Genomic DNA, 25,348 nt, shown 5'->3' on the forward strand with positions numbered 1-25,348 from the left:
ATATTGATAAGTAAAATGAATATTAATAATGAAATCTATAACTTAAAGTTATAAAGAAAGGGGGATTAATTTGGAAATCCGTCAATTTAACTATTTTATGACAGTAGCCAAACTGGGTAGTTTCACTAAGGCTTCACAACAATTACATGTTTCTCAACCAGCGCTTAGTAAGACAATCAAAGCATTTGAATCAGAATTGAATGTCGAGTTATTAGACCGTTCAGACAGACAAGTTAAACTTACAGATTCAGGTGAAATTGTTTATAATCATGGACTTAAAATCTTTGATACATTAAACTCTTTAACTTCGAATTTGAACGATAATAGTTCATTAAAAAGTGGGAATATAAAGATTGGCTTACCTTCATTGATTGGCATCATGTTCTTTCCTAGCATGATAAAAGGCTTCTCTTCGGCGTATCCACATTTAACAACAGAATTAATAGAAGAAGGTACTCATAAAGTTATACGGTTAGTAGATGAAGGTGAGATAGATTGTGGCATCGTTATGTTACCAGTAGATGAAACAAAATTCGACGTCTATCAATTGACTAAAGATAAATTGATGTTATATCTACAAAAGTCGCATCCTTTAGCGCAACGTTCGGAAGTTGCTTTAACGGATATTAAGCATGAACCGACTATTTTATTTACGGAAGATTTTACGATGCATGATCGTATTATTCAAGAGTGTGATAAATTTGGATTTAAGCCAAATATTGCGTATCAAAGTGCACAATGGGATTTTATTAAAGACATGGTAGAAAATAATTTAGGTGTTACGTTCTTTCCAGAATCATTAAAGCGTAAAATCGATTATGATAAAATCACTGCAGTACCTATAACAGAACCGTATATTTATTGGGAAGTGGGTCTTATCGTTAAGAAAGATAGATATCGTTCACATGCAACACGAGCACTAATTGATTATATATTAGAGAATGGCATTTAGTTTGTTATAACTTTTAGTTATAGAAATTATGATATTTATATATTTAACAAATAATCGTATCAGGACTATATTAGTAATTGTTCACAGGAAAAATTTTAAAGCTAGCAATTACGAATAGGGAGCGATTGATTATGGATCAAACTAAATACCAACAAGGTATGGATAAACTTATGGAATATACTGCAGAGACAGGTTCAACACATTTAAAAATAGCTGACAATCTTAAAGATATAGCACCTGACGTTTCAAAATATATTATTGAATTTGCTTATGGAGACATTTATTCACGTAAAGGTTTAACAAATCAACAACGTGCTTTAGTAACAGTTTCTTCACTTGTAACACAAGGAACAGAACCTCAATTAGAATTACACATCAATACAGCATTAACTTCTGGTGTGACGCCTGAGGAAATCATAGAAACAATTACACATTTAATACCTTATACTGGTTTCCCACGTGTATTAAATGCGTTAACAGTAGCTCAAAAAGTATTTGATGAAAGAGAGATAAAAGTAGATTTGTCTAAAGTAGAACAATAATACAACCCAAAAAACCGCCCGATCCTGTAGCTCACTGCTACGAATCGGGCGGTTATTTTATTATATCATTTAATTATTCCATTAAGTAACTGTCTTCGGCGCGTTTGATTGTTTTCTTTTTCCATGGGTCGAGTATTGGTTTAACGATAAAGCCTATTGTGAATATGACGACGCCGAATAATACGAGGCATATGAGATTGTATATGAGTATTTCTGGTACGACGCCTCCGACCGCTTCTCTCAAAGCATCTACGGCATAAGTAAATGGCAAGTACGGATGTATAGCTTGGAAGAATTTTGGTGTGACTTGTATTGGGAATGTTCCGCCTCCACCTGCTATTTGTAGTACCATAATGACAATTGCTAATGCTTTACCGACGTTACCGAATAGGGACACTAATGTATAGACGATACATATAAATACGATTGAAACGAGTACAGCTAATAGTATAAATAATAATCTATTATCGATTGCTGCGCCTAAAATAAACATATCTCCTAGTGACACGATAATGGACTGTATGACACCTATAATAATGAATATAAAGCTCTTTCCAACGAATGTTTCTCTCAATGAATATTTCTGCTTAATTTCTGGATTTTTAATATCTGTTGTTAATAAGTTAGATAATAGTAAAGCACCTACCCAAATTGCTAAAGATGTATAGAATGGTGTACTTGCTGTTCCGTAGTTTGGCACACTAAATAACGATTCTTCTTTTAATTCTATTGGATGTGCGATAATATCTGCTTGTTTCTTTAAATCATTTTTCAATAATTTAATCAGTTCATGAACTGTATCATCTTTATCTATTTCTCTAACTTTCTTCGCTGCTTTCTTAATATCTTCTTCAATACCTGGTAAATCATTTCGCGCAAATTCTGCTAAGTCATGAATTTCCTTTTGAGCTTCTGGTAAGTTGTCATCTATTAATTGAACAGCACGGTCGTATTTATCAATCATTGTTGGTAAATCATTATTTGAGAACTGTGCGAGCTTTTTAACTTCTGATTGAACATTTGGTAGTTCATTTTCAACGTAATAAGCACCTTTACCAACTTGCTCTTTAAATTTAGGGAAGTTTGTTTGAGCTACTTCATTAATGTTATTAAACTTTCTTTCAAGTTCTGGTAATTCATTATTAATGCTGACTAATAAGTCTTGTCCATTTTGTAAGGAACTTTTCCCAGTTTGAATTACATTATCTATCATGTTCATGGAACTTCTAATCTTCGCGATATCATCGATACCTTTAGTTAACGCTTGATCGATTTGATTAACGCCTTCCATTAAAGTCGTCTTAAAATCACTGCTCGTATATTTCAATAAATTGTCTAAAGATACGAGATTAGAATCGATTAATTTATCTAATGCTAAGACTTCTTCTTTGCCAGATTTACCATTATTTAAAGCATTAATCAGGTTGCTTTGGCCATTTATAACACTTTGTAAATCTTTGTTAGCTGATTCAAATTGTGAAATAGCTGATGAAGTATCAATACCTTCAGATTTCTGAAGTTCCTTTAAAATATCAATCATAGAATTATTAAAAGTGACACCTTGTTGTAATCGTGATTGATTGTTTTTCACAGTGTCTGCAAGTTGTTTACTGTCTTGGCTCATTAAGATACTTTGATTGATGGCCTGCATACTTTCTAAATCTTTTTTGTTCATAGTAGCTTGTTCATTACTATAGTCTGCGAGGGCTGTTAAAGATTCACTTAGTGCAGATTTCATTTCATTTAATTCTTGATCAGTTAATACGTTTTTAGAAGCTTGGTCATTATTTTCGTTATTATCATTTTCTTCATCATAAGCTTGTTGCGTTGTTACGATATCGTTATCTTTCTCTTGTTCTTCAGTTGATGGTTTTTCTTCTGTTTCTTCTTTAGAAGTATCAGCTTTTTCTTTTTCACTTTCTTGTTCTTCAGCATTTTGTTCCTTATTATCTTCTTTGTTTTCTTCTGACGATTGTTGAGGTTCTTTTGTACTTTGTTCAGGTTTCGCTTTGTTATCTTTACTTTCCTTCTTGTCTTTCTCAGCTTCTGATTTCAGCTTTTCGTTCGCTTTTTCAGTTTTTTTCTGAGCTTTTTTAGCATCTGCTTCATACTGATCTAATTTACGATTTAATTCAGGTAAATATTGTTCTGCTTTATTGATAGCTGCTAATGCTTTTTCAGTTGCTTCAATACCTTGAGGCACGCCTTTATTGATTTTAGGAAATTGTTGTTGTACTTTATTCGCTTTTGCTAATGCACTTTCAATTTCAGGCATTTTAGCATTCAATTTCGTAATTAATTGAGCTGCTTGGTTAATGTCTCCCATTTTACTGTTTACTTCATTAATCTTCTTAACGCCTTCATTAATGTCGCCTTTATAATTTCCTAGCGCTTCGAATTCATCTTTATACTTTGTGATGTCATCTTGATGTTCATCAATTTCTATCACTTTCTCTTTGAATTCTTCTATTTTAGGAAGATTATCTTCAGCAGTATATACAGCGTTTTTAATTTTGCTTAAAGTAGGTAATTCATTTTCAAGGTCTAAACCCACTTGGTTCGCTTCTTTTAATAATGCTTTTGTTGCATTCTCGCCAAATTCTTTATTTAAAGAATCTACAATGGATGATGCACCAGCGTTTGTCATTTTAGGTGCAATCGCATTTAATTTCTCGTTTACTTTGTAATCAATAACGGCTTTCTTTGGTTTCTTATGATAGATACTCGTGACTTCATCAGAAAAAGTCTTATGTAAATATATAGAGGCATAATAATCACCTTTTTCAACACCATCGTCAGCCTTCTTACGATTCACAAATTCCCATCCGAACTTATCGTTCTTCTTCAATTGTTCAACTAATTGGTCACCAACATTAATATGTTTGCCTTCAACCTTAGCACCCTTATCTTCATTCACGATCGCAATTTTAATACCTTGCGTATTGTTGTAAGGATCCCACGTAGAACTTAAATTAAACCATGCATAGAATGATGGCAAAATCGAAAGACCTAATAATAATATAATCACAAACGGCACACGTCTGATATTTTTAATATCTTCAATAAAAATTTCAAATGGTTTCTTCAAAATCATAACTCCTTATCCATTAGTACATGACATGTACTATAAATATCAATACCGCTATCATACCCCATGTTCAAAATCAATTCAATCCCCTTTTGTTATATCAGTATATTTATAAACGCTAATATATGACTAAAATAGCGTTTTATAGATATATCAGTATATTAAAATAGAAAATATTTCTATTTCTGGATATCGAGAAAAAAGCCCTCTTTCAAAGACTGCAGATGTAAAGTCTGCATTGAAAGAGGGTGGAGTGAATAATAATTATTCGATTCTGAAAGCCGTGTTTTAATGAGTGTTATACTTCTTTATTTTTAGTTTGTAATTGCCATAGTTTATAGTATTCATTGCGATTTTTTAATAAATTTTTATGAGTACCTTTTTCTACAATCTTTCCATTTTTTAAGGTATAAATAACATCAGCATTTTGTATAGTACTTAGTTTATGAGAAATGACAATAGCTGTTTTACCGCTTTGAATTAAGTTATCAATATGTTGCATGATTTTGAATTCAGTTCGACTATCTAAAGCGCTTGTTGCTTCATCAAAAATATAAATATCTGGGTCCTTAAGAAATGTTCGTGCTAATGAAATACGTTGTGCTTGTCCGCCAGATAAGTTTGAACCTTCTTTTTCTAGCATAGTATTGAATTGATCGGGTTGTTTTTGGATGAAATCAAAAGCTTCAGCTAACTGACATGCATTTATAATATCTTCTTTTGATTTTCCTTTGTTCATGCCATGTAGTAAATTATTTAATATAGTATCTGCAAATAAGAAAGTTTCTTGTGAAACGTAACCAATGTGATGTCTTAGTTCATCTAGTTGTATCTTGTTAATTGGACGTTGGTCAATAGATATTTCACCCTCTGCTACGTCATAATAATGATTTAATAGTTTTCCAATTGTGGATTTTCCGCTTCCACTTTCACCAACGATTGCGATTTTTTGTCCTTTATTAATTTTTAAGTTAATACCGTCTAAAATGACATCTCTATATCCATATTGAAATTTTATATTATCCATGTTTATAACGTTATTAAATATAAATGGATAGTTATTATCATGTATTTTATCTTCAGTATCTAAATCTGTGATTTCCGCGATGCGTCTAGCAGCCACAAATGATGATTGTAACGTTGGTTGTATGTTTATTAAACGTTCAATTGGACCTAAATAAAAAATTGTAAGTGCATTAAACGCTAATAAACTTCCTAAAGTCATCTGGTCATTCATTACAAAATAACTGCCTATCCATAAGATTACTAAACTGATAGTAATTTTAAGGAAATTATTAATTGTTAGTTGTATATTTGAAAGTTGTCCTAAATGTATTAAGTTGTTGATAAGTTGACTAAACTTTTGCGAACCTTGTTCAAAACGATCCGACTCTGATTGGTAACTTTTTATTGTGCTACTACCATCAAAAGATTCAATCAAATATGAACTTAATTCTGCATCATTTTCTGCGACTTTTTGATTATAGTGTTCGAATGGTTGTTTCATCATTAGACTACATAAAATAAAAAATGGTATAAAAATGACTGTAATGAGTAGCAACGTTGGACTTTGTAAATATAATAATACACAGCCAACTATAATCATAAATGTGTCTACAAGTAGCGTTACGGTTGAAGATGACAGTGCTTCACGAATTTTTGAAGTATCCATAAAACGTTGTAATATTTCTCCGCTTTTACGTGTATCAAAAAAATTCATTGGTAAGTGTAATACATGTTTAAAGTAGTCTTTCATAAGACCAATATCTATTTCTAAACTAAGTTTTAAAATCATTTGATATCGCAAATAGGTTACTAATGCATTGATTATATAAAGTATGAGTACGCCTATGCTTATAGTATGTAAATTTGATAGGACATTAGATGGAATGATGTTATCGGTTAATATTTTGAAATATAAAGCACCAATGATTCCAGTTATATTTATTAAGACAGAAATTATAACTATTGTAATCAGTGTTTTATAATTCTTTTTAAATATATCGGTAAATATATTCATATAAGAAGGTGATTCATCTTTACTATTAAATGATTTCGTCTTTTTAACTAATACGGCAATATTTGTCCATATTTCATTAAATTGTTGTTCGGTTAATTTATACTTACCTTTAGCTGGATCTACTATATGAATTTTATCTTTTTTAAGGGATTCAATAATAACAAAATGATTATATCCTTGTTTGTTTACAATATGTGCAATAATTGGAAGTTCTACTTTTTTTAATTCTTTTAAAGAATCTGCTTTAACACCAGTTAATTTTATGCCAATATGTTCTCCAGCTTTAATCAAACCATACAAGTTTGTCCCAAGCTTATCAGTCTTAGCATATTCTCTTAAACGTGGTATTGATACACGTTTGCCAAACGATTGTGAAATCATGGCTAGACATGTTGGCCCACAATCTTTTTCGTCATATTGCTTAATGTATTTAATGTTCATTGAATTACCACTTCCTTAGCTTGTCTCAAAAATTAATAGAGTGATATAGAAATATGTAGAAGAGGGCTGGGATATAAAATTATGTCCCAGCCCTAATTATATTAATTAAGTATATTAATCTTATTTATCATCTTTGCTTTTACTTTTACCTGGTTTAGGTAGAAAACTTATAGCATTACCAGTAATATTTCCTAGGTCTTCCCAGAAATCACCAGCATTGATAGATTTTAAATCTTTCTCAGTTAAATGTTTCATAATTACCATCCTTTATAATTTAAATTATTTAAGTGCGTCGGAAACGCCACGAACAAAACTTTTAACGCCATCAGAAGCTTTGCCAATCCCGTAACCAACATGTTCAGCAAAGCCATCTGGATCAGTTTCATTATTACCACCGTTATTTTTAATAAGTTCTTCATAAGTTAATTCTTCCATGTTATTACCACCTTTATATTTTTTAGTACTTCTGGAATATTTAATTTTATCTCCAACCATTATCTTCGTGTGCTTTGTCCATGCCTTTACCTAATCGGCTGAACCAATCTTTTGTAGCATTCGCCGCATCAGTGAATTTATTACCACCATTCACATCTTTAGTTTCTGCCTGTGTTAAATTTTGCATACTAGCCCTCCTAATAATGTGTTTTATTTACGTAACGTAGTTTTGTTTCCTTTCAACTACAACATTATGGTATCAATGATTTATTTATATAGTATTAACCATAATTTGTATTTTGTTTAATATAATATTAATTTAGAAAATACTGTCATATCAGTAAGTTTTTAGTGATTTATCTAGTTAATAAGATGAAGTGTAATTGCTAATATCCTTAATTTAATCGTAATTAATAAAACAAACTTGAAAATTTATATTTAATAATAATAAAGCTCAAATTTTAAGAATGTGGAGACAATGTAAATTTCTTAAACTCAAAGTAAGTGTTATTTCTCGGGAAATCGACAAAAAAGCCCTCTTTCAAAGACTGCAGATGTCATGTCTGCATTGAAAGAGGATGGAGTGAATGTTTATTAGTAATTGAATCGATATGTGAAATATTGGATAATAAGAATAATATTTTATATTGTTGCATTAATAGAAAGTGAATAGGAGATTAAAAATGATTATTAACCTCGAAGAAATGAACATAAACTTTGATCTAGAAAGTGAAACGCCTTTTTTTCAAGCATCTAATGAAAATAGAGTACGTTTTGATGTAGAACACGTAAACAAGAAGCAACTTTCCAATATTATTAATCAATTATTTACCAATCAAACTAAAACAAAGTGTTCGTTTTTATCAGAGTATAAATATCCTGTTAAATTTAGAGAAAAAACACGATTTGGTCGTTTCTTCAAAATTACAAACTGGAAAGAAGAAGTACACACTTCAAATGAAGAATATATAATAGTAACAACAGAGAACTTAAAGAATGATGAAATCATTAATTATTGTTTATACATCCAAAAAGGTATGATTGAACCTTATATCATATTCTATAATAAGCAAAATATACTCTATATTAGTAACGATGTAATAGATATTATAAGCAGCTCGAAAGATATGATTAGCAATATAAAATCGGATTTTAAAGAGTTTATAGATGTTTTTTATGAAATATTAGATTAGCGAAGCGTAAATATGCTTCGCTTTTTTGTACTCTTATAGACAATCAAAAAATATATATCAAATTTATTAAATGGTCATTATATGTCCATGTATTGTATTTAACTAAAGATAAGTAGCATTTTATTAACTTTAGGAGGATAGAATATGTATTCAAAAAAAGTCGTTACATTGATTTTAGGGCTTTTACTATTATTGTTTGCAGTTAACAAAGCGGATGCGGTGGGAAATTATTATTATAATGGTATGGAAAGCTGGAATGCTAATTCTGCATATAAGAAAGCCCAAAAAATAAATAATAAAGATATTATCATGAAGCGTTATGATTATGCGCATAAGAATAAATATAAAGCGGTTGGTCGTGTTTCTAATATGGATGGCTGGAAAGGTCCGGGTAAAGATAGTATGGGAACAGGCTTTGTAGTAGGTAACCATACATTTGTTACGAATGCACATGTTGTTGAAAGAGCAAATGGCAGACAAACGGATCCTAAAAAAATAAAATTCCAATTAAATCGAGATGGCAAAAAAATACCTTATCAATTCCAAGCTAAAAAAATCTATAAGGTTCCTGCTTATGATATGGTCGTCGTAGAAACGAAAGAAAATATGGTTCAAAAGGCAAAAGTTCAACCTTTAAAACTAGCAACTAATAAACAAATCAAATCATTGAAATTCAATGATAATTTATACTCATTAGGCTATCCAGTCGTTAATGGAAATAATACATACGCTTATTGGAATAAGTTGAAATTTTTACAAGAGTCTTCTAATAAAGCAGAATTAATGACGAAAGATAAGTTTAGAGCAGGAGATTCAGGTTCTCCAATGGTAAATGGTAATTTTGAAGTATATGCATTAAGAACGTATGGGTATAATTTGAGAGGTAATTCAGGCTACCAGTATGCTAAACAAGAAGTAGCTGGAGGAGAATCAATTTACGGAAATCCAAGAGCGTTTATACTTAAACATAATCGATAATATATAAACAGAGCATCCCTCATTTATTGAGAGATGCTCTGTTATTTTGTGTAGCTTTAATCGTGTATTTTATTATAATTATTCTTTATCTTCTGATGTTTTTTTGCGTCTAAATAATAGGAATGCTGATCCTAACATAGCGATAAGTGTACCAAATAATGTAGTATGTTCTACTTTAGATTCACCTGTATCTGGTAATTTATGATTATCTTTATGATTAGTATCTTTAGAAGTGTGCGCTTGATTATTATTATTTAGTTTCACTATGTTGTTTGAGCTAACTGAGTTGTCTGATTTAACTGGGACAACATTGTTTGAATGGCCAGTTTTATCCATGTTTCCTGGATTATCTGGGTTGCTAGGATTATCTGGGTTGCTAGGATTATCTGGGTTGCTAGGATTATCTGGGTTGGAAGGATTATCTGGGTTGATAGGATTATCTGGGTTGGGAGGATTATCTGGGTTGCTCGGATTATCTGGCTTGTCAGGATTATCTGGATTGTCCGGGTTGTCCGGGTTATCCGGGTTATCCGGGTTGTCTGGGTTATCTGGGTTATCTGGGTTATCTGGGTTGTCCGGGTTGTCCGGATTGTCCGGGTTATCCGGATTATCTGGGTTGTCCGGGTTGTCCGGGTTGTCTGGGTTGTCTGGGTTGTCTGGGTTATCCGGATTATCCGGGTTATCAGGATTATCTGGGTTGTCTGGGTTGTCCGGGTTATCTGGATTGTCCGGGTTGTCTGGGTTATCTGGGTTGTCTGGGTTATCTGGAATTTCACATACTTCATTGATATATTCTACTTGTTTAGGTGTTAAACTTGATTTGATATAGTCTAATTCTGCTTTATTAATCTCTTCTTCAGACATACCTTGTGCACGCATAGATTTTTTTTTAAGTTCTAATTGTCTGCGTAAATCTTCTTCGTTCCACTCTCCACTAACATTGACACTTGTAGTAAGCGGTCCGCCACTAAAGTCTTGTGGTGTATCAAATTGTTTATTAAATACAATACCGTAAGCACTATTTGCTACTACGTTACCTAAGTTAATGATTGCGATATTACCATCAAATGTGATGTTTTCAGGTGTAATGATATTCGTATATGAACTCTTACCATCCTTTGAAACAGCAGGATAATATCTATTCACTAACCAATCAGACGCATCAGAAGTTGTGACATTATCATAAGGCAACGTCACACGCATAACAGCATTATCAATTGCATAGTCAGTCGCAAAGACAATTCTCCAATTTTGTGCTGTTGTTGCTTCATTTGGACCACTTTGCCAATGGTGAACTTCTAAATTTCCCGGGCCATAATTATGAGTGTCAGTTGCATTTGGATGGTTATTTGGATTTTTCACTTTTTCTTGAAAACCATTGTTAGAATAGTCATCTAAATTTGTATCCATTACACTTTTAGCATTAAGATTAACTTTATTTGTATATTCAGTTGTCACTTCATCAGCTGTACAATGCTCGCTTGTTTTCACGCCGTTTTTAACAGTTTGTGTTTGTTCGGGCACATAACCATTTTGCGCATTGAAATACGTCAAAGCACCATCTTTATCTGTATCCTTTTTAGCATCAGCATCATTGTTTACTGCAATAGAATTTGTGTCTTGATCAGGATATTGCTTTGCAGCATAAGAAGTAGCTTCATCGTTATTATCTTCAGGTGTCTCACTTGCTTCATTTGTTGTAACGTCTGTGTTCTCGTTCGATTCATTAGTCGTTTCTGGTTGTGTAGCATCGCTTGGTTGTTCCACAGCAGTATTCTCTGAATCTGTATTTGTAGGTTCACTATTGATGCTTGTATTGTCTGTTTCTACTGCGCTATTTTCACTCGCTTGTGCTTCATGTTGAATACCCATGACTAATAAAGTTCCCAATAAAATAGATCCCGTCCCGATTTTGAACTTCCTTAATGAAAATCTTTGATAAGTGTTCCTTTGCATTAAAATTCAACTCCATCCCGTATTGTGTTACATATTACATCTATCTAATATATTTATACCTCACGGATATTAATAAAACAATAGGTTTTTTCATAAATATGTAACTGTTTACAAAATATTGAAAAATAAAGTTTATACATATAACAAACATTTTTGTTTTAAAGTAATTTTTAATATTTATAACAATGCATAATATACAATAAAGTGCGTAAGTCATATAAATTGACGATACTTACACACGAGTCTAATATAAGCAAAGAAGAATACAAATATAGTATTCTATCCAGTAAGTAACGGAGGAATTTATGATGCTAAATGCTAAAGCGAGAGCAGTAAGTAGTCCGGATTCTAATTTTTTTGCGACAGAAATTACGAGAAGAGATTTAGATAAACATGATATTTTGATAGAAATTAAATATGCAGGAATATGCCATTCAGATATTCACACTGCACATGGAGAATGGGGACCAGTGAACTATCCTTTAGTACCAGGTCACGAGATTGCGGGTATTGTTAAAGAAGTTGGTTCTGACGTGAGTAAATATCAAGTAGATGACCGTGTTGGTGTTGGCTGTATGGTTGATTCATGCGGTGAATGTGAACATTGTCAAAATGGCGAAGAACAATATTGCGTAAAAGGAATGGTTGGTACATATGCAGGTACTGACAGATATGGAGAACCTACTCAAGGTGGTTATTCAACACATATCGTCGTACATGAAGATTTCGTACTACGTATTCCAGATAATATTCCTTTAGATGAAGCGGCACCTTTACTTTGCGCAGGTATTACAACGTATTCACCTTTAAATCACTGGAAAGCATACGAAGGTAAAAATGTAGCTGTTATCGGTATGGGTGGACTTGGTCATATGGCCGTTCAAATTGCACATGCAATGGGCGCTGATGTAACAGTGTTATCACGTACATTAAATAAAAAAGAAGACGGCTTGAAATTAGGCGCTTCTCATTATTATGCAACAAGTGATGAGTCAACATTTGAAGAACTAGCGAACTCATTTGATTTAATCATTAATACCGTAAGTGCTAATTTACCAATAGACGATTATCTTAGATTATTAAGATTAGACGGTACACTTGTAAACGTAGGGGCACCAGCAGAACCCGTATCTTTACGTGTAGCTAACTTAATCGGTCACCGAAGATCATTTGCAGGTTCAGCAATAGGTGGTATAAGAGAAACACAAGAAATGTTAGACTTCTGTTCAGAACATAACATTAGACCACAAATCGAACTGATTTCAGCAGATCAAATAGACGAAGCATATGAAAGAGTCTTATCATCAAACGTTAAATATCGTTTCGTAATAGATACAAGCACAATGTAATAACGTAGAAAGTGTCCATTTGATGGGCACTTTTTTTAATGGGGGTGTTGTTAGTAACAAATTAGGCTACTTTTGTAATTAAGGAGGCCGTTAGTAACAGTTTTGGCGAGTTTTGTAACTAAGGAGGCCGTTAGTAACAGTTTTGGCGAGTTTTGTAACTAAGGCGCTCGTTAGTAACGGTTCTGTCGAGTTTTGTAACTAAGGCACCCGTTAGTAACACTTTCGCAGAGTTTTGTAACTAAGGAGCTCGTTAGTAACACTTTCGCAGAGTTTTGTAACTAAGGAGGCCGTTAGTAACATTTTGGCAGAGTTTTGTAACTAACTCACCCGACAATCCCACTTCATTCAACACAAAATCCCCTGCTAACTCCAACGTTAACAGGGGATGATTTATTGATTCACTTTAAGATTCTACGGTGTCTTCCATTTGGGCTTCGAATTCATCTAGTAATGCGCGTACTTCGTCAGTTGTTTCTGTACTCATTAATTGATGTCTTAATTCGCTAGCGCCTCTCATGCTACGTACGTAAATTTTGAAGAATCTACGTAAGCTTTTGAATTGTCGTGTTTCACTAGTTGCGTATTTGTCGAATAATGTGAGATGTAGTCTGAGTAAGTCTAATAGTTCTTTACTTGTATGTTCGCGAGGTTCTTTCTCAAATGCGAATGGATTATTGAAGATACCTCTACCGATCATAACACCATCGATGCCATATTTTTCAGCAAGTTCAAGACCTGTCTTTCTATCAGGAATATCACCGTTGATCGTTAACAATGTATTTGGTGCGATTTCGTCACGCAAATTCTTGATCGCTTCGATTAATTCCCAGTGTGCATCTACTTTACTCATTTCTTTACGCGTACGAAGATGAATTGATAAGTTTGCGATATCTTGTTCAAAGACGTGCTTTAACCAATCTCTCCATTCTTCTATATCATAATAACCGAGGCGTGTCTTAACACTTACCGGTAGACCACCAGCTTTAGCTGCTTGAATAATTTCAGCTGCACGTTCAGGTCTTAAAATTAAGCCAGAACCTTTACCTTTGCCTGCAACATTTGCTACAGGACATCCCATATTCAAATCAATACCTTTAAAGCCCATTTCAGCCATTCCGATACTCATTTCTCGGAAATGATCTGGCTTGTCGCCCCATATATGTGCGACGATAGGTTGTTCATCTTCACTAAAAGTTAAGCGTCCGCGAACACTGTGTATACCTTCAGGGTGACAAAAACTTTCCGTATTTGTAAACTCAGTGAAAAAGACATCCGGTCTAGCTGCTTCACTGACTACGTGACGAAAGACGATATCCGTAACGTCTTCCATAGGTGCCAAAATAAAAAATGGACGTGGCAATTCACTCCAAAAATTTTCTTTCATAATATATTTTAACCTTCTTATTTATTAATTTATTAAATATTTATCCATGATGATATTACCATAAAAGTGCAACTTATACAAAAGGATATTTACTCATTTTAATTCAGATTACTTGTCATAACATCTAAACAATTTAATACGTAAAGCATGCATTTTGACTTTCTCATGTGCCTTTGTATAACATGATGATATTAGAGAAAGATTTCGAGGAGATGTCGTCGTGGAAGAGTTGAAACACCGGGATAAGACTTTGCTTATTACGATTTTGATGGTAGGGTCATTTGTGGCCATTTTGAACCAGACACTCATGACTACAGCCTTACCAAGTATTATGAAAGAAATGCATTTAACGAGTAGTACAGTACAATGGCTAACGTCTATATTTATGTTAGTGAATGGTATTATGATTCCGATTACGGCATATTTAACACAGCGGTTTACAACTAGAACGTTATACTTTGCAGCTTTAACATTCTTTATAGTAGGTTCTATTATTTGTGTTATTACGGATCAATTCACGGTTATACTCGCAGGACGTGCAGTTCAAGCAATGGGTGCTGGTATTATGATGCCTTTAATGCAAACAGTGTTATTCCTCGTTTACCCAGCAGATAAAAGAGGACAAGCAATGGGGATGTTTGGATTAGTCGTCGGATTCGCACCAGCAATCGGTCCAACATTATCAGGTTGGGTCGTATCTCAATACAGTTGGAAAGTAATATTCTATATTCTATTAGTTGTAGCTATTGTAGATTTATTATTTGCGATGAAATTCGTTAAGAATGTAACAGATGTTACGAAACCGAAGCTTAATAAACTATCAGTCACACTGTCGACATTAGGCTTTGCAGCATTGTTATTTGGCTTTAGTGAAGCGGGTAATTTAGGATGGCATCATCCTTTAGTGTATTCAATGATCATTGCAGGTATTGTCATCTTAACAATGTTTATCGTGAAACAATTAAGTATGACTGAGCCGTTTCTTAATGTACGCGTCTTCACCTATAAATCCTTTACAATCAATATGATTATTGTCTGTATCGTCTTTGTTTCATTTATAGGTAGTCAAACAGTCCTGTCATTCTACTTACAAAATCTACACGGTTATTCACCATTGATGTCAGGGTTAGCACTCATGCCAGGTGGAATTATAACAGGTTTACTTTCACCATTCACAGGTAAAATATTCGATAAATACGGTGGTAAGTTATTATCCATCATAGGCGTTTCAATTGTCGTGATCACATCATTTGCTTTCACACAACTCGATGCACACACATCATTCGCATATGTCACAATATTCTTTGCCATCTCACTCGCAGCAAATGCAATGGTCTTCAATCCATTAACAACAGCTGCGTTAAACAATTTATCACGTGAATTAGTACCACACGGAACATCGATGAATAATACAATGCGACAAGTCGGCGCAGCAATGGGTTCAGCAATATTAGTAACAGTTATGAACACAGCCATCTTAAATCCACATGAATATGGAATAGAAGGATTAGTACACGGCGTACGTGTCGCATACGTTGTTATCTGTATCGTAGCAATACTCGGATTAATATTAGCAATTATCAACCCAACATCTAAAAAAGGCTATAAAGAAGCATAATGAAATAAAGCATGAGAGCGGGACATACATAATGTCCCAGTCTTATGCTTATTTTTATAGGGTGAGCAGTATGGCATCAGACAACCCTCAGACTGACCCGTATGGGTTTATAAGTAATACATAAGGAAATTTATGTAAACATACTTTATACTTAAGTCAAAATAACAGAATTGAGGTTATCGTAGTGAAGAAGTTATGGATTTTGGGGATGGGTATCGTTATTCTAATGATCTTTGGAATCATGATTATGACGAAACCATCTAACGAACATCATTCAACAACAGTTAAATCAACAGGCTCAACTTATAAAAATAGCCAAATACCGACACTATTTCTACACGGTTATGCAGGAAGTGCGAATTCAGAGAAATATATGGTTCAACAAGCAAGGAAAAAAGACGTTACAAAAGAAGTCATCACAGCATATGTATCTGAAGATGGAGAAGTTGAATTAAAAGGCAAACTTAAAAAAGGTGCGACTAATCCTATTGTACAAATAGAATTAGAAAATAATAAACAAGGCGATCTAGATCTCAATGCAGAATGGTTTAAAAACGTACTAGCGAAATTACAAAGTGAATATGGCATTAAGAAATTTAACTTTGTCGGACATTCAATGGGGAATTTATCATTTGCTAAATATATGTTGAAATACGGGGATGATGAAACATTACCGCAGTTGAATAAAGAAGTGAACATTGCCGGTACGTTTAATGGTGTATTAAATATGAATGAACAAGTAAATGAAATTAGTGTGGATAGAAGCGGTAAACCAAGTCGCATGAACCCACCATATCCAGACCTACAACAATTGAAAGACATCTATAAAGGACAAGAAATAGAAGTATTAAATATCTATGGCGATTTACAAGACGGTACTAACTCAGACGGCCGCGTATCCAACAGCTCATCAAAGTCATTGAAATATTTACTAGGAAATAGTCCAAAAAGCTATAAAGAATCCAAATACGAAGGCAAAACAGCCCAGCACAGCGAACTTCACGAAAACAAACAAGTCGCGAATGAGATAGTAGAGTTTCTGTGGGGGAAGTAGGGAGAATGAATAAGTAAACCGAAAAAGTATTTGACCTTAAAGTGTGGTTTAATGATAGGTTTTAAATGAAGGAGGTATATTGTATGAGAATTGACGATGTTTCCAAAAGTTTAAACATTACTAAATCACAAATTAGGTATTATGAAAAAGTAGGTTTACTAACAATTCCGAGAGATGCGAATCAATATCGTTACTTTGATGAACAAACGATGATTGATCTCAAAATGATTATGAACTTAAAGGCATTAAATATTGATTTAGAGGATATCAAATATATTATTCAATTATTTCACGAACCAGCTACAGAAGCATGTAACGCTACTTCTATGGACTATATTAATAAAGTTATTGAAGAAAAAGAAGAAGAATTAAATAACCAAATATTTATCCTTAATAAACTAAAGAACATTCATGACTTATCTAAAAATAATCAGTATGCCTTAAATAAAGAATTGATTTTAAATGAGCTCAATCAAAGGAGAGGATCTGATGATTAGTGTCATTTATGGTGGTAATCAATCTGGGGTATGTTTTAAAGTGTATGAATCTATTATAAAGAATATTAATCAAAGTAATCGTTACGTGTTTAATTTACAACAAATGAACTTACCTCTTATATTAGAGAATGGCTATCATTCAACAGTCACAGATGAACATCTAGAGATACTTAATAAACTAGAACAGTCTGATACATTGATATTTATATATCCACTTTATTGGTTTAATGTCACACCAATCATGAAAAGTTTTATAGATTTAGCATTTTGGCCAGAATATGCATTCAGCTTTAAGAAGAAGCGGTATTTCAGAAAAGGATTCTGGAAAGGTAAAAAAGCAATTATTGTATATACACAAGGCGGACCAGAAGTATTTCATAGAATGCAGAAAAGAATGGGATACCATGTACTCAAATATCCATTAAACCTATCAGGTATTTATACAATATCTACTTATCATATTGATAATTTAAATAGAAGTAGAAATAAGAATAAAACTATGGATAAAATGATAGATGATATTGCATTGAAGGTTACAAGAAAAATAGAAAATTAGATAAAAAATAAACTGTGTAAGTAGTGAAGATGAATACTACTTGTGCAGTTTTTTTAATTTGAATGTACTTTAAATTAATGAAAAAGAGCAAAAACTTCTATGCTATGATTATACATATTACTCTTAGTATATAGATAATTAGACAATTAATGTCCATTTAAATAAGTATATTAATATTATAAATACTGAATGGAGAGAATTGTATGAGCGAAAAATTATGGGACGAATTCATTCAATTTTGGGATGAAGATGAAATTAAAGAAAAAGCTGAGAGATATCAAGAATTATATGAAAATCCAGAAGAAATTGATAATGATTTTTCATGGGTAAATAAAAAGGAGAAACTAAATAAAATCTCTAAAGCAGCGATGTGGGGTATACCAAATCATATACTAGGAGATATAGATAATTCTAAATTTATTATTGGATTATTTAACCCGGGAACACATATGAATAAAACAACATCTGAAGAATGTTCAACAGTCGGAGAATATATTCAAAGTGAAGTATCTCTTGAAAAAAATATTGTTGATGGAGTTGAGTTTGATTCTAAAGAAGTATATGAAACAAATGACGTTGAAATTAGTATGCTTCATGATTTTTACTATAATCATATTTTGTCTAAGGAAAATGTAATATCACAAGAATTAAAAAAATTATATAAAATCTATTGTGAGAACGAACAAGAATTCAAACTTTATTTGCAAAGTGGCCATTCAAAGAGGTTTAAAGCAGTAGCATATTATTTAGGACAGTATTATTCACATGTATTTCATGGAAGTGGCCCTGGATATGTCAGATGTATGAAGCATTATAGTTCAATTTTTGAAAAGATGAATAAAGCCAAACGCTATGATAGTGAAGTTGAACAAAAATTTGAGGAAGCATTAATAAAATTAAAAATAACTAATATAGAATTAATTCCATATAGAACATCTGAATCTAATGATATTGGATTTAGTAAGAAACAAGAAAGTAGTATACTTAGTGCAAAAGTTATTTTGGAAAAATTACTTACTGATAAAGAATCTATAGTTATTTTAAGAAGTAGAGGAAAATGGGAAGGTTTATTTAAGAAAGAATGTGCTTCTAAAGATGTAAATTATTCACAAGAAATTGAACCAAGATTATTTGAATTGGGTACAAGTGGAGCAATATCGTATAAAAATTTATATCCTGTAAAGAAGAAAAAGAATAATTCAAAATTAAAGAATGAAGACTTATCAGAAAGATATAAACAGGAAATCAATAAAATAGTTGATGAACTAAGCGAAGAAATTAGGTTGAAAGAATTTGAGGAGTATCTAGATAATGTTATCGCTATGTATCATTAATATTCATCAATCGTATACTAAATGTAAAAGATCTACAATGTAGCTGTTACACTAACCTCAATGAGTGGGAGTAAAATAAAAACACTTTCGTTGATTTCATAATTAAATGAATTTAACGTAAGTGTTTTTTCTATAAAAAAGTTTCTTCATATCAAAAACGAAATAATTGGTAAATATATTCTATAATCTTAAAATTTACACCACATAAAATGAGTTATATATTATAATTAATTGTAATAGAAACAAAGGTAGGGGATGTTATGGTATACCAAAGTGAATTTGCTCTAGAAAATGAAATGATGGAACAGTTAGAATCAAATGGCTATGAAACTGTAACGATTAGAAATGAACAACAATTATTGGATAATTTCCGTGCTATTCTCAATGAACGTCATGCTGATAAATTCAAAGATCAACCATTAACAGATAAAGAGTTTCAACGCTTATTAACGATGATTAATGGGAAAAGTATTTTTGAAAGTGCACGTATTCTACGAGACAAGTTGCCTTTAAAGCGTGATGATGAAACTGAAGAATACTTATCATTTTTAGATACAAAAAATTGGTGTAAAAACAAATTCCAAATTACAAATCAAGTGTCGGTAAACGATAAATATAAAGCAAGATATGATGTCACTATTTTAGTGAACGGGTTGCCACTAGTTCAAATTGAACTTAAGCGTCGTGGTGTAGATATTAATGAAGCATTTAACCAAGTTATGCGTTACCGTAAACAAAACTACACAGGATTATTTCGATACATACAATTATTCGTTATAAGTAATGGCGTAGAAACACGTTATCTATCTAATAATGATGGTGATATATTAAAAAGCCATATGTTTTATTGGAGTGATAAAGATAACAAGCGTATTAATAATTTGAGTGACTTTACTAATTCATTTTTAAGACCGTGCCAATTAGCTAAAATGATTTCTCGTTATATGATAATCAATGAGACTGATCACATTCTAATGGCGATGCGTCCTTATCAAGTACATGCTGTTGAAGCATTGATCAATCAAGCGACTGAAACAAACAATAACGGTTATATTTGGCATACGACTGGAAGCGGTAAAACATTAACTTCATTTAAAGCGAGTCAAATATTATCAGAACAAGATGACATCCAAAAAGTAATATTCTTAGTTGACCGTAAAGATTTAGACAGTCAGACAGAAGAAGAGTTTAATAAATTTGCTAAAGGTGCAGTAGATAAAACAAATAATACTTCGCAACTTGTTAGGCAGTTAAATGATAGAAGCTTACCGCTTATTGTTACGACTATACAAAAAATGTCGAAAGCTATTCAAAGTAACCCGAAAGCATTAGAGCAATATAAGACTAATAAAGTCGTATTTATTATTGATGAGTGTCATCGTAGTCAGTTTGGTGATATGCATCGTATTGTTCGTCAACATTTCAATAATGCTCAGTACTTTGGTTTTACAGGAACACCTCGCTTTGAAGAAAATAAAAGTCAAGATGGTAGAAGTACAGCAGATATCTTCGGTAGATGTTTACACACTTATTTAATTAAAAATGCCATTCATGACGGTAATGTATTAGGCTTTTCAGTAGATTATATTAATACAATAAAAGCCAAAAATATAGATCTAGATTCAGAAGAATTGGTTGAAGGTATCAATAAAGATGAAGTATGGCTCGCTGATGATCGAATTAGACTCATCGCAAGACATATAGTTGAAAATCATGATAAATATACTAGAAATAGACAGTATTCAGCAATCTTAACTGTTCAAAGTATCCCAGCGTTGATTAAATTTTATAATGTGTTTAAAGAGATTAGTAAAGATTATGATAAACCGCTTAATATCGCAGGAGTGTATTCTTATTCACCAAATGAAGAAAGTACAGAAGGTAATGTAAAGGAAAAACATTCAAGAGATTCATTAGATGAAATAATAGCGGATTACAATGCAACATTTGGTACAAATTTTTCTACAGATACGTTCCAAGGGTACTTCAATCATATTTCAAATAGTGTCAAAAAGGGTGTTAAAGATAGCAAAATTGACGTCCTAATCGTTGTGAATATGTTCTTAACTGGATTTGATAGTAAAGTGTTGAACACTTTATATGTAGACAGAAACTTAAAACATCATGACTTAATTCAAGCATACTCAAGAACTAATCGAGTGGAAAAAGAAACAAAACCATTCGGAAAAATTGTTAATTATCGTAATTTGAAACGTCAAACAGATGAGGCGTTAAAACTATTCTCTCAAACAGAAGATACAGATCGTATATTAATGAGAAGTTATGAAGAGTATTTATCTGAGTTTGTAGATGCGTTAGCTGAATTAAAAACAATCGCTCAAAATCCAGAAGATATGGATAATGTCTTTGATGAAAATGATAAAAAATCATTTGTCGAAGCGTTCCGTCTCGTTTCTAAATTAGTGCTAAGACTGAAAACTTTCGAAGAATTCAACTTTACTAATGAAAATATAGGTATGGGTGAACAAGAGTTTGAAGACTACAAGAGTAAATACTTCGCGATATACGATGAAGTTAAGAATAAACACGGTGAAAATGAAAAAGTAACGATATTAAATGATATAGATTTCGAAATAGAAATTCTGCGTAATGACTTAATTAATGTGTCATATATCATGGAACTCGTACGTAAGATTGATTTAAAAGACAAAGAAGAACAACAACGAAATCGTGAACAAATTAGACGTATATTAGACAATGCAGACGACCCAACGCTTCGACTTAAACGTGATTTAATACGTGAATTTATAGATGAAGTAGTGCCTAAATTAACTGAAGAAGATGATATTGATGAAGTTTATCTCAAGTTTGAAAATGCAAAACGGGAAGAAGAGTTTAAAAAGTTTGCTCATCAACAAGCAGTAGATGAAGAAATACTTAAGGCAATTACGGGAGAGTTTGAATTTAGTGGTATCGTTAATCAAGAAGAATTAAAGGACCTTGTCGGAGATAAGAAACTTAGAGAGAAACGACAAACTAAAAAAGCAATTGCATCATTTATTGAAGAAGTGACATCAAAATATAGTTTTTAGATAGTAATTAAAACCTTTGTAATAGTATATTGCAGAGGTTTTGATATGCTTTTACAAACTCAAATAAGTAACATAAAACAAAAATGTACCAAATTAATGGAGGAAATAAAATGTCAATTACAGAAAAGCAACGCCAACAGCAAGCAGAATTACATAAACGTTTATGGTCTATAGCAAATGATTTAAGAGGAAATATGGATGCAAGTGAATTCCGTAATTATATACTAGGATTAATCTTCTATCGCTTTCTATCAGAAAAAGCAGAATCAGAAGTTGCTGAAGCATTATCTGGTGAAGATCTAACTTATGAAGAAGCATGGGAAGATGAAGAATATCGTGAAGACTTACAAGCAGAACTTTTAGAAAATGTTGGTTATTACATAGAGCCAAAAGACTTATTTGGCAATATGGTTAAAGAAATTGAAAACCAAAGATTTGATATTGAACATTTAGCACAAGCAATTAGAAAAGTAGAAACATCTACACTTGGAGAAGAAAGTGAAGAAGACTTTATCGGACTATTCAGCGATATGGATTTAAGTTCTACAAGATTAGGTAATACAGTTAAAGACCGAACTGCTTTATTGAGCAAAGTAATGGTTAATTTAGAAGATTTACCGTTCCTACATAGTGATATGGAAATAGATATGTTAGGTGATGCTTATGAATTCTTAATCGGACGATTTGCTGCAAACGCTGGTAAGAAAGCAGGGGAATTCTACACACCTCAACAAGTTTCAAAAATCTTATCTAAAATCGTAACATTAGGCAAAGATAAACTAAGAAATGTATATGATCCAACATGTGGGTCAGGTTCATTACTATTACGTGTAGGTAATGAAACAACAGTATATCGTTACTATGGTCAAGAAAGAAACAATACAACATATAACTTAGCTAGAATGAACATGTTACTACATGACGTACGCTTTGAGAACTTTGATATTCATAACGGTGACACTTTAGAAGCTCCAGCATTCTTAGATGAGAAATTCGATGCAGTAGTAGCTAACCCACCATACAGTGCAAAATGGAGTGCGGATAGTAAATTTGACGATGACGAAAGATTTAGTAATTACGGTAAACTAGCACCTAAATCAAAAGCAGACTTCGCCTTTATTCAACATATGGTGCACTATTTAGACGATGAAGGAACAATGGCAGTAGTCTTACCGCATGGTGTCTTATTCCGTGGCGCAGCAGAAGGAGTCATACGTAAATACTTAATCGAAGAGAAGAACTATCTAGACGCAGTAATCGGTTTACCAGCAAACATCTTCTACGGAACAAGTATACCAACATGTATTCTGGTATTTAAAAAATGCCGTAAATTAGATCAAGACGTGTTGTTTATAGACGCATCAAATGAGTTTGAAAAAGGTAAAAACCAAAATAACTTAGCTGACGAACACGTAGAAAAAATCATTAATACTTATACAAACAGAGAAGCAATAGATAAATATAGTCATACAGCAAGCCTAGAAGAAATCGCAGAAAATGACTATAACCTTAACATACCAAGATATGTCGATACATTTGAAGAAGAAGAACCAGTAGACTTAGAACAAGTACAATCAGATTTGAAGACGATAGAAGCGGAAATAAAAGAAGTAGAACAAGAAATAGAAAGCTACTTAAAAGAATTAGGAGTGGTGACACATGACTAATGAAACAAAAAATGTACCAGAGTTGAGATTCCCAGAGTTTGATGGGGAGTGGGAGAAAAAAGTTCTTGGTGAAATAAGCAATAGAGTTAAACGTAAAAATACCAATTCTGTCTCTAAAATGCCCTTAACTATTTCAGGGGCATTAGGTTTAGTGGATCAGGTTACATACTTTAGTAAGTCAGTATCTGCTAAAAATTTGGATAACTATACGCTCATTAAAAATGGAGAGTTTGCATATAATAAAAGTTATTCGAATGGTTATCCATTGGGTGCAATTAAAAGATTAGAGAGATATGATCAAGGTGCATTATCAACGCTATATATTTGCTTTAAATTTAATGATAGTCAAAGTTCAGAATTTATGAAACAATACTTCGAATCAGATAAATGGTATAAAGAAGTTTCTCAAATAGCTGTAGAAGGAGCCAGAAATCATGGTTTATTAAATATACCAGTAAACGACTTCTTTTCTATAAATTTGTTTACACCAATTTTGACTGAACAACAAAAGATCGGTGAATTTTTCAGCAAACTTGACCGACAAATTGAATTAGAGGAACAAAAGTTAGCGAAATTAGAAGAACAGAAAAAGGGATATATGCAAAAGATTTTCTCACAAGAACTGCGATTTAAAGATGAGAATGGGAACGAGTATCCGGAGTGGGAGAATCAGACAATAGAGAATTTATTGAAAGAGAGAAATGAACGTTCTAGTGAAGGAGATATGTTATCAGTAACGATAAATAGTGGAATAATTAAGTTTAATGAACTAGATAGAAAAGATAATTCGAGTAAAGATAAAAGTAATTATAAAGTCGTTAAAAAAAATGATATAGCATATAACTCTATGAGAATGTGGCAAGGTGCAAGTGGTAAGTCAGAATATGATGGTATTGTTAGTCCAGCATATACAGTAGTTTATCCTTTAGAAAATGTTAATTCAGTATTTATTGCTTATTTATTTAAAACTTATAAAATGATCCATATTTTTAAAATTAATTCACAAGGCCTTACATCAGATACATGGAATTTAAAATACAAGCAATTGAAAGATATAAATATTAAAATACCTATTCTAGCAGAACAGGAAAGAATAGCAGAATTCTTTAAAAATATTGATAAATTAATTGAAAAGCAATCTAATAAACTTAAAGTATTAAACGAAAATAAAAAAGGATATTTACAAAAAATGTTCATTTAATTTTACCAACACACTACTATATAACGAAAA

20 protein-coding genes are annotated in these 25,348 nt (G+C 32.2%); 13 read left to right on the forward strand and 7 right to left on the reverse strand.

Annotation, left to right across the window (positions count from 1 at the left end):
- The first annotated feature begins 70 nt into the window (after nucleotides 1-70).
- On the forward strand, nucleotides 71-952 hold the full coding sequence (locus tag LQ679_RS10820; protein ID WP_126476739.1) for a LysR family transcriptional regulator: 882 nt from the start codon (nucleotides 71-73) through the stop codon (nucleotides 950-952).
- 131 nt (nucleotides 953-1,083) lie between these two features.
- Nucleotides 1,084-1,494 carry a carboxymuconolactone decarboxylase family protein gene (locus LQ679_RS10825; RefSeq protein WP_204253115.1) on the forward strand — a complete coding sequence of 137 codons (411 nt, stop codon included), beginning with the start codon at nucleotides 1,084-1,086 and terminating at the stop codon, nucleotides 1,492-1,494.
- 73 nt (nucleotides 1,495-1,567) lie between these two features.
- On the opposite strand, the gene LQ679_RS10830 is transcribed toward LQ679_RS10825, so the two are convergent.
- The 5 genes from LQ679_RS10830 to LQ679_RS10845 all read right to left on the reverse strand — a co-directional run bounded on the left by LQ679_RS10830 (nucleotide 1,568) and on the right by LQ679_RS10845 (nucleotide 7,665).
- Nucleotides 1,568-4,582: a YhgE/Pip domain-containing protein gene (locus LQ679_RS10830; RefSeq protein WP_239762734.1), complete on the reverse strand. Its 3,015-nt coding sequence runs from the start codon at nucleotides 4,580-4,582 to the stop codon at nucleotides 1,568-1,570.
- Nucleotides 4,583-4,880: 298 nt separating this feature from the next.
- Nucleotides 4,881-7,043 carry a peptidase domain-containing ABC transporter gene (locus tag LQ679_RS10835; RefSeq protein ID WP_204258824.1) on the reverse strand — a complete coding sequence of 721 codons (2,163 nt, stop codon included), beginning with the start codon at nucleotides 7,041-7,043 and terminating at the stop codon, nucleotides 4,881-4,883.
- A 120-nt stretch (nucleotides 7,044-7,163) separates the two neighbouring features.
- Nucleotides 7,164-7,298 (reverse strand): hypothetical protein, encoded by a 135-nt coding sequence (locus LQ679_RS14830; protein ID WP_275589928.1) that lies wholly within the window; start codon nucleotides 7,296-7,298, stop codon nucleotides 7,164-7,166.
- Nucleotides 7,299-7,322: 24 nt separating this feature from the next.
- A complete protein-coding gene (locus tag LQ679_RS10840) occupies nucleotides 7,323-7,478 on the reverse strand; it encodes a hypothetical protein (RefSeq protein WP_204258823.1) in 156 nt (51 codons plus the stop codon).
- Between the two features lie 46 nt (nucleotides 7,479-7,524).
- A complete protein-coding gene (locus LQ679_RS10845; protein ID WP_204258822.1) occupies nucleotides 7,525-7,665 on the reverse strand; it encodes a hypothetical protein in 141 nt (46 codons plus the stop codon).
- Nucleotides 7,666-8,161: 496 nt separating this feature from the next.
- Here LQ679_RS10845 and LQ679_RS10850 point away from each other — a divergent pair, with 496 nt between their 5' ends.
- Together LQ679_RS10850 and LQ679_RS10855 are read left to right on the forward strand one after the other, a co-directional pair.
- Nucleotides 8,162-8,671: a phage tail protein gene (locus LQ679_RS10850; protein ID WP_239762736.1), complete on the forward strand. Its 510-nt coding sequence runs from the start codon at nucleotides 8,162-8,164 to the stop codon at nucleotides 8,669-8,671.
- Nucleotides 8,672-8,815: 144 nt separating this feature from the next.
- Nucleotides 8,816-9,649, forward strand: coding sequence for a trypsin-like serine peptidase (locus LQ679_RS10855; protein ID WP_196307558.1), 834 nt, complete (start codon nucleotides 8,816-8,818; stop codon nucleotides 9,647-9,649).
- Nucleotides 9,650-9,727: 78 nt separating this feature from the next.
- On the opposite strand, the gene LQ679_RS10860 is transcribed toward LQ679_RS10855, so the two are convergent.
- Nucleotides 9,728-11,605 carry a fibronectin-binding protein FnbA gene (locus tag LQ679_RS10860; RefSeq protein ID WP_239762738.1) on the reverse strand — a complete coding sequence of 626 codons (1,878 nt, stop codon included), beginning with the start codon at nucleotides 11,603-11,605 and terminating at the stop codon, nucleotides 9,728-9,730.
- A 308-nt stretch (nucleotides 11,606-11,913) separates the two neighbouring features.
- Between LQ679_RS10860 and LQ679_RS10865 the strand changes: the two genes are divergently transcribed.
- Entirely contained in the window at nucleotides 11,914-12,954 is a 1,041-nt protein-coding gene (locus tag LQ679_RS10865) for an NAD(P)-dependent alcohol dehydrogenase (protein WP_119651168.1), read from the forward strand.
- A 403-nt stretch (nucleotides 12,955-13,357) separates the two neighbouring features.
- Here the strand turns inward: LQ679_RS10865 and LQ679_RS10870 are convergent, their stop codons facing one another.
- The gene (locus LQ679_RS10870) at nucleotides 13,358-14,338 is read right to left on the reverse strand and encodes a tRNA dihydrouridine synthase (RefSeq protein ID WP_058611771.1); all 981 of its coding nucleotides are present in this window, start codon (nucleotides 14,336-14,338) and stop codon (nucleotides 13,358-13,360) included.
- Nucleotides 14,339-14,558: 220 nt separating this feature from the next.
- Here LQ679_RS10870 and LQ679_RS10875 point away from each other — a divergent pair, with 220 nt between their 5' ends.
- The 8 genes from LQ679_RS10875 to LQ679_RS10910 all read left to right on the forward strand — a co-directional run bounded on the left by LQ679_RS10875 (nucleotide 14,559) and on the right by LQ679_RS10910 (nucleotide 25,318).
- The gene (locus tag LQ679_RS10875) at nucleotides 14,559-15,956 is read left to right on the forward strand and encodes an MDR family MFS transporter (protein WP_239762740.1); all 1,398 of its coding nucleotides are present in this window, start codon (nucleotides 14,559-14,561) and stop codon (nucleotides 15,954-15,956) included.
- 184 nt (nucleotides 15,957-16,140) lie between these two features.
- Nucleotides 16,141-17,010, forward strand: coding sequence for an alpha/beta hydrolase (locus LQ679_RS10880; RefSeq protein ID WP_239762742.1), 870 nt, complete (start codon nucleotides 16,141-16,143; stop codon nucleotides 17,008-17,010).
- Between the two features lie 83 nt (nucleotides 17,011-17,093).
- The gene (locus tag LQ679_RS10885; RefSeq protein ID WP_239762743.1) at nucleotides 17,094-17,507 is read left to right on the forward strand and encodes a MerR family transcriptional regulator; all 414 of its coding nucleotides are present in this window, start codon (nucleotides 17,094-17,096) and stop codon (nucleotides 17,505-17,507) included.
- Nucleotides 17,500-18,063: an NAD(P)H-dependent oxidoreductase gene (locus LQ679_RS10890; protein ID WP_239762744.1), complete on the forward strand. Its 564-nt coding sequence runs from the start codon at nucleotides 17,500-17,502 to the stop codon at nucleotides 18,061-18,063. Before LQ679_RS10885 ends, LQ679_RS10890 begins: the two co-directional genes overlap by 8 nt.
- A gap of 203 nt (nucleotides 18,064-18,266) precedes the next feature.
- Entirely contained in the window at nucleotides 18,267-19,397 is a 1,131-nt protein-coding gene (locus LQ679_RS10895) for a hypothetical protein (RefSeq protein WP_239762745.1), read from the forward strand.
- Nucleotides 19,398-19,657: 260 nt separating this feature from the next.
- A complete protein-coding gene (locus LQ679_RS10900; protein ID WP_239762746.1) occupies nucleotides 19,658-22,450 on the forward strand; it encodes a type I restriction endonuclease subunit R in 2,793 nt (930 codons plus the stop codon).
- A gap of 110 nt (nucleotides 22,451-22,560) precedes the next feature.
- Nucleotides 22,561-24,117 (forward strand): type I restriction-modification system subunit M, encoded by a 1,557-nt coding sequence (locus LQ679_RS10905; protein WP_239762747.1) that lies wholly within the window; start codon nucleotides 22,561-22,563, stop codon nucleotides 24,115-24,117.
- Nucleotides 24,110-25,318 carry a restriction endonuclease subunit S gene (locus LQ679_RS10910; protein ID WP_239762748.1) on the forward strand — a complete coding sequence of 403 codons (1,209 nt, stop codon included), beginning with the start codon at nucleotides 24,110-24,112 and terminating at the stop codon, nucleotides 25,316-25,318. The genes LQ679_RS10905 and LQ679_RS10910 overlap by 8 nt, the downstream gene beginning before the upstream one ends.
- Nucleotides 25,319-25,348 lie beyond the last annotated feature (30 nt).

The sequence above is a fragment of the Mammaliicoccus sp. I-M35 genome (genome assembly GCF_022386455.1).
Lineage (GTDB): Bacteria > Bacillota > Bacilli > Staphylococcales > Staphylococcaceae > Mammaliicoccus > Mammaliicoccus sciuri_A.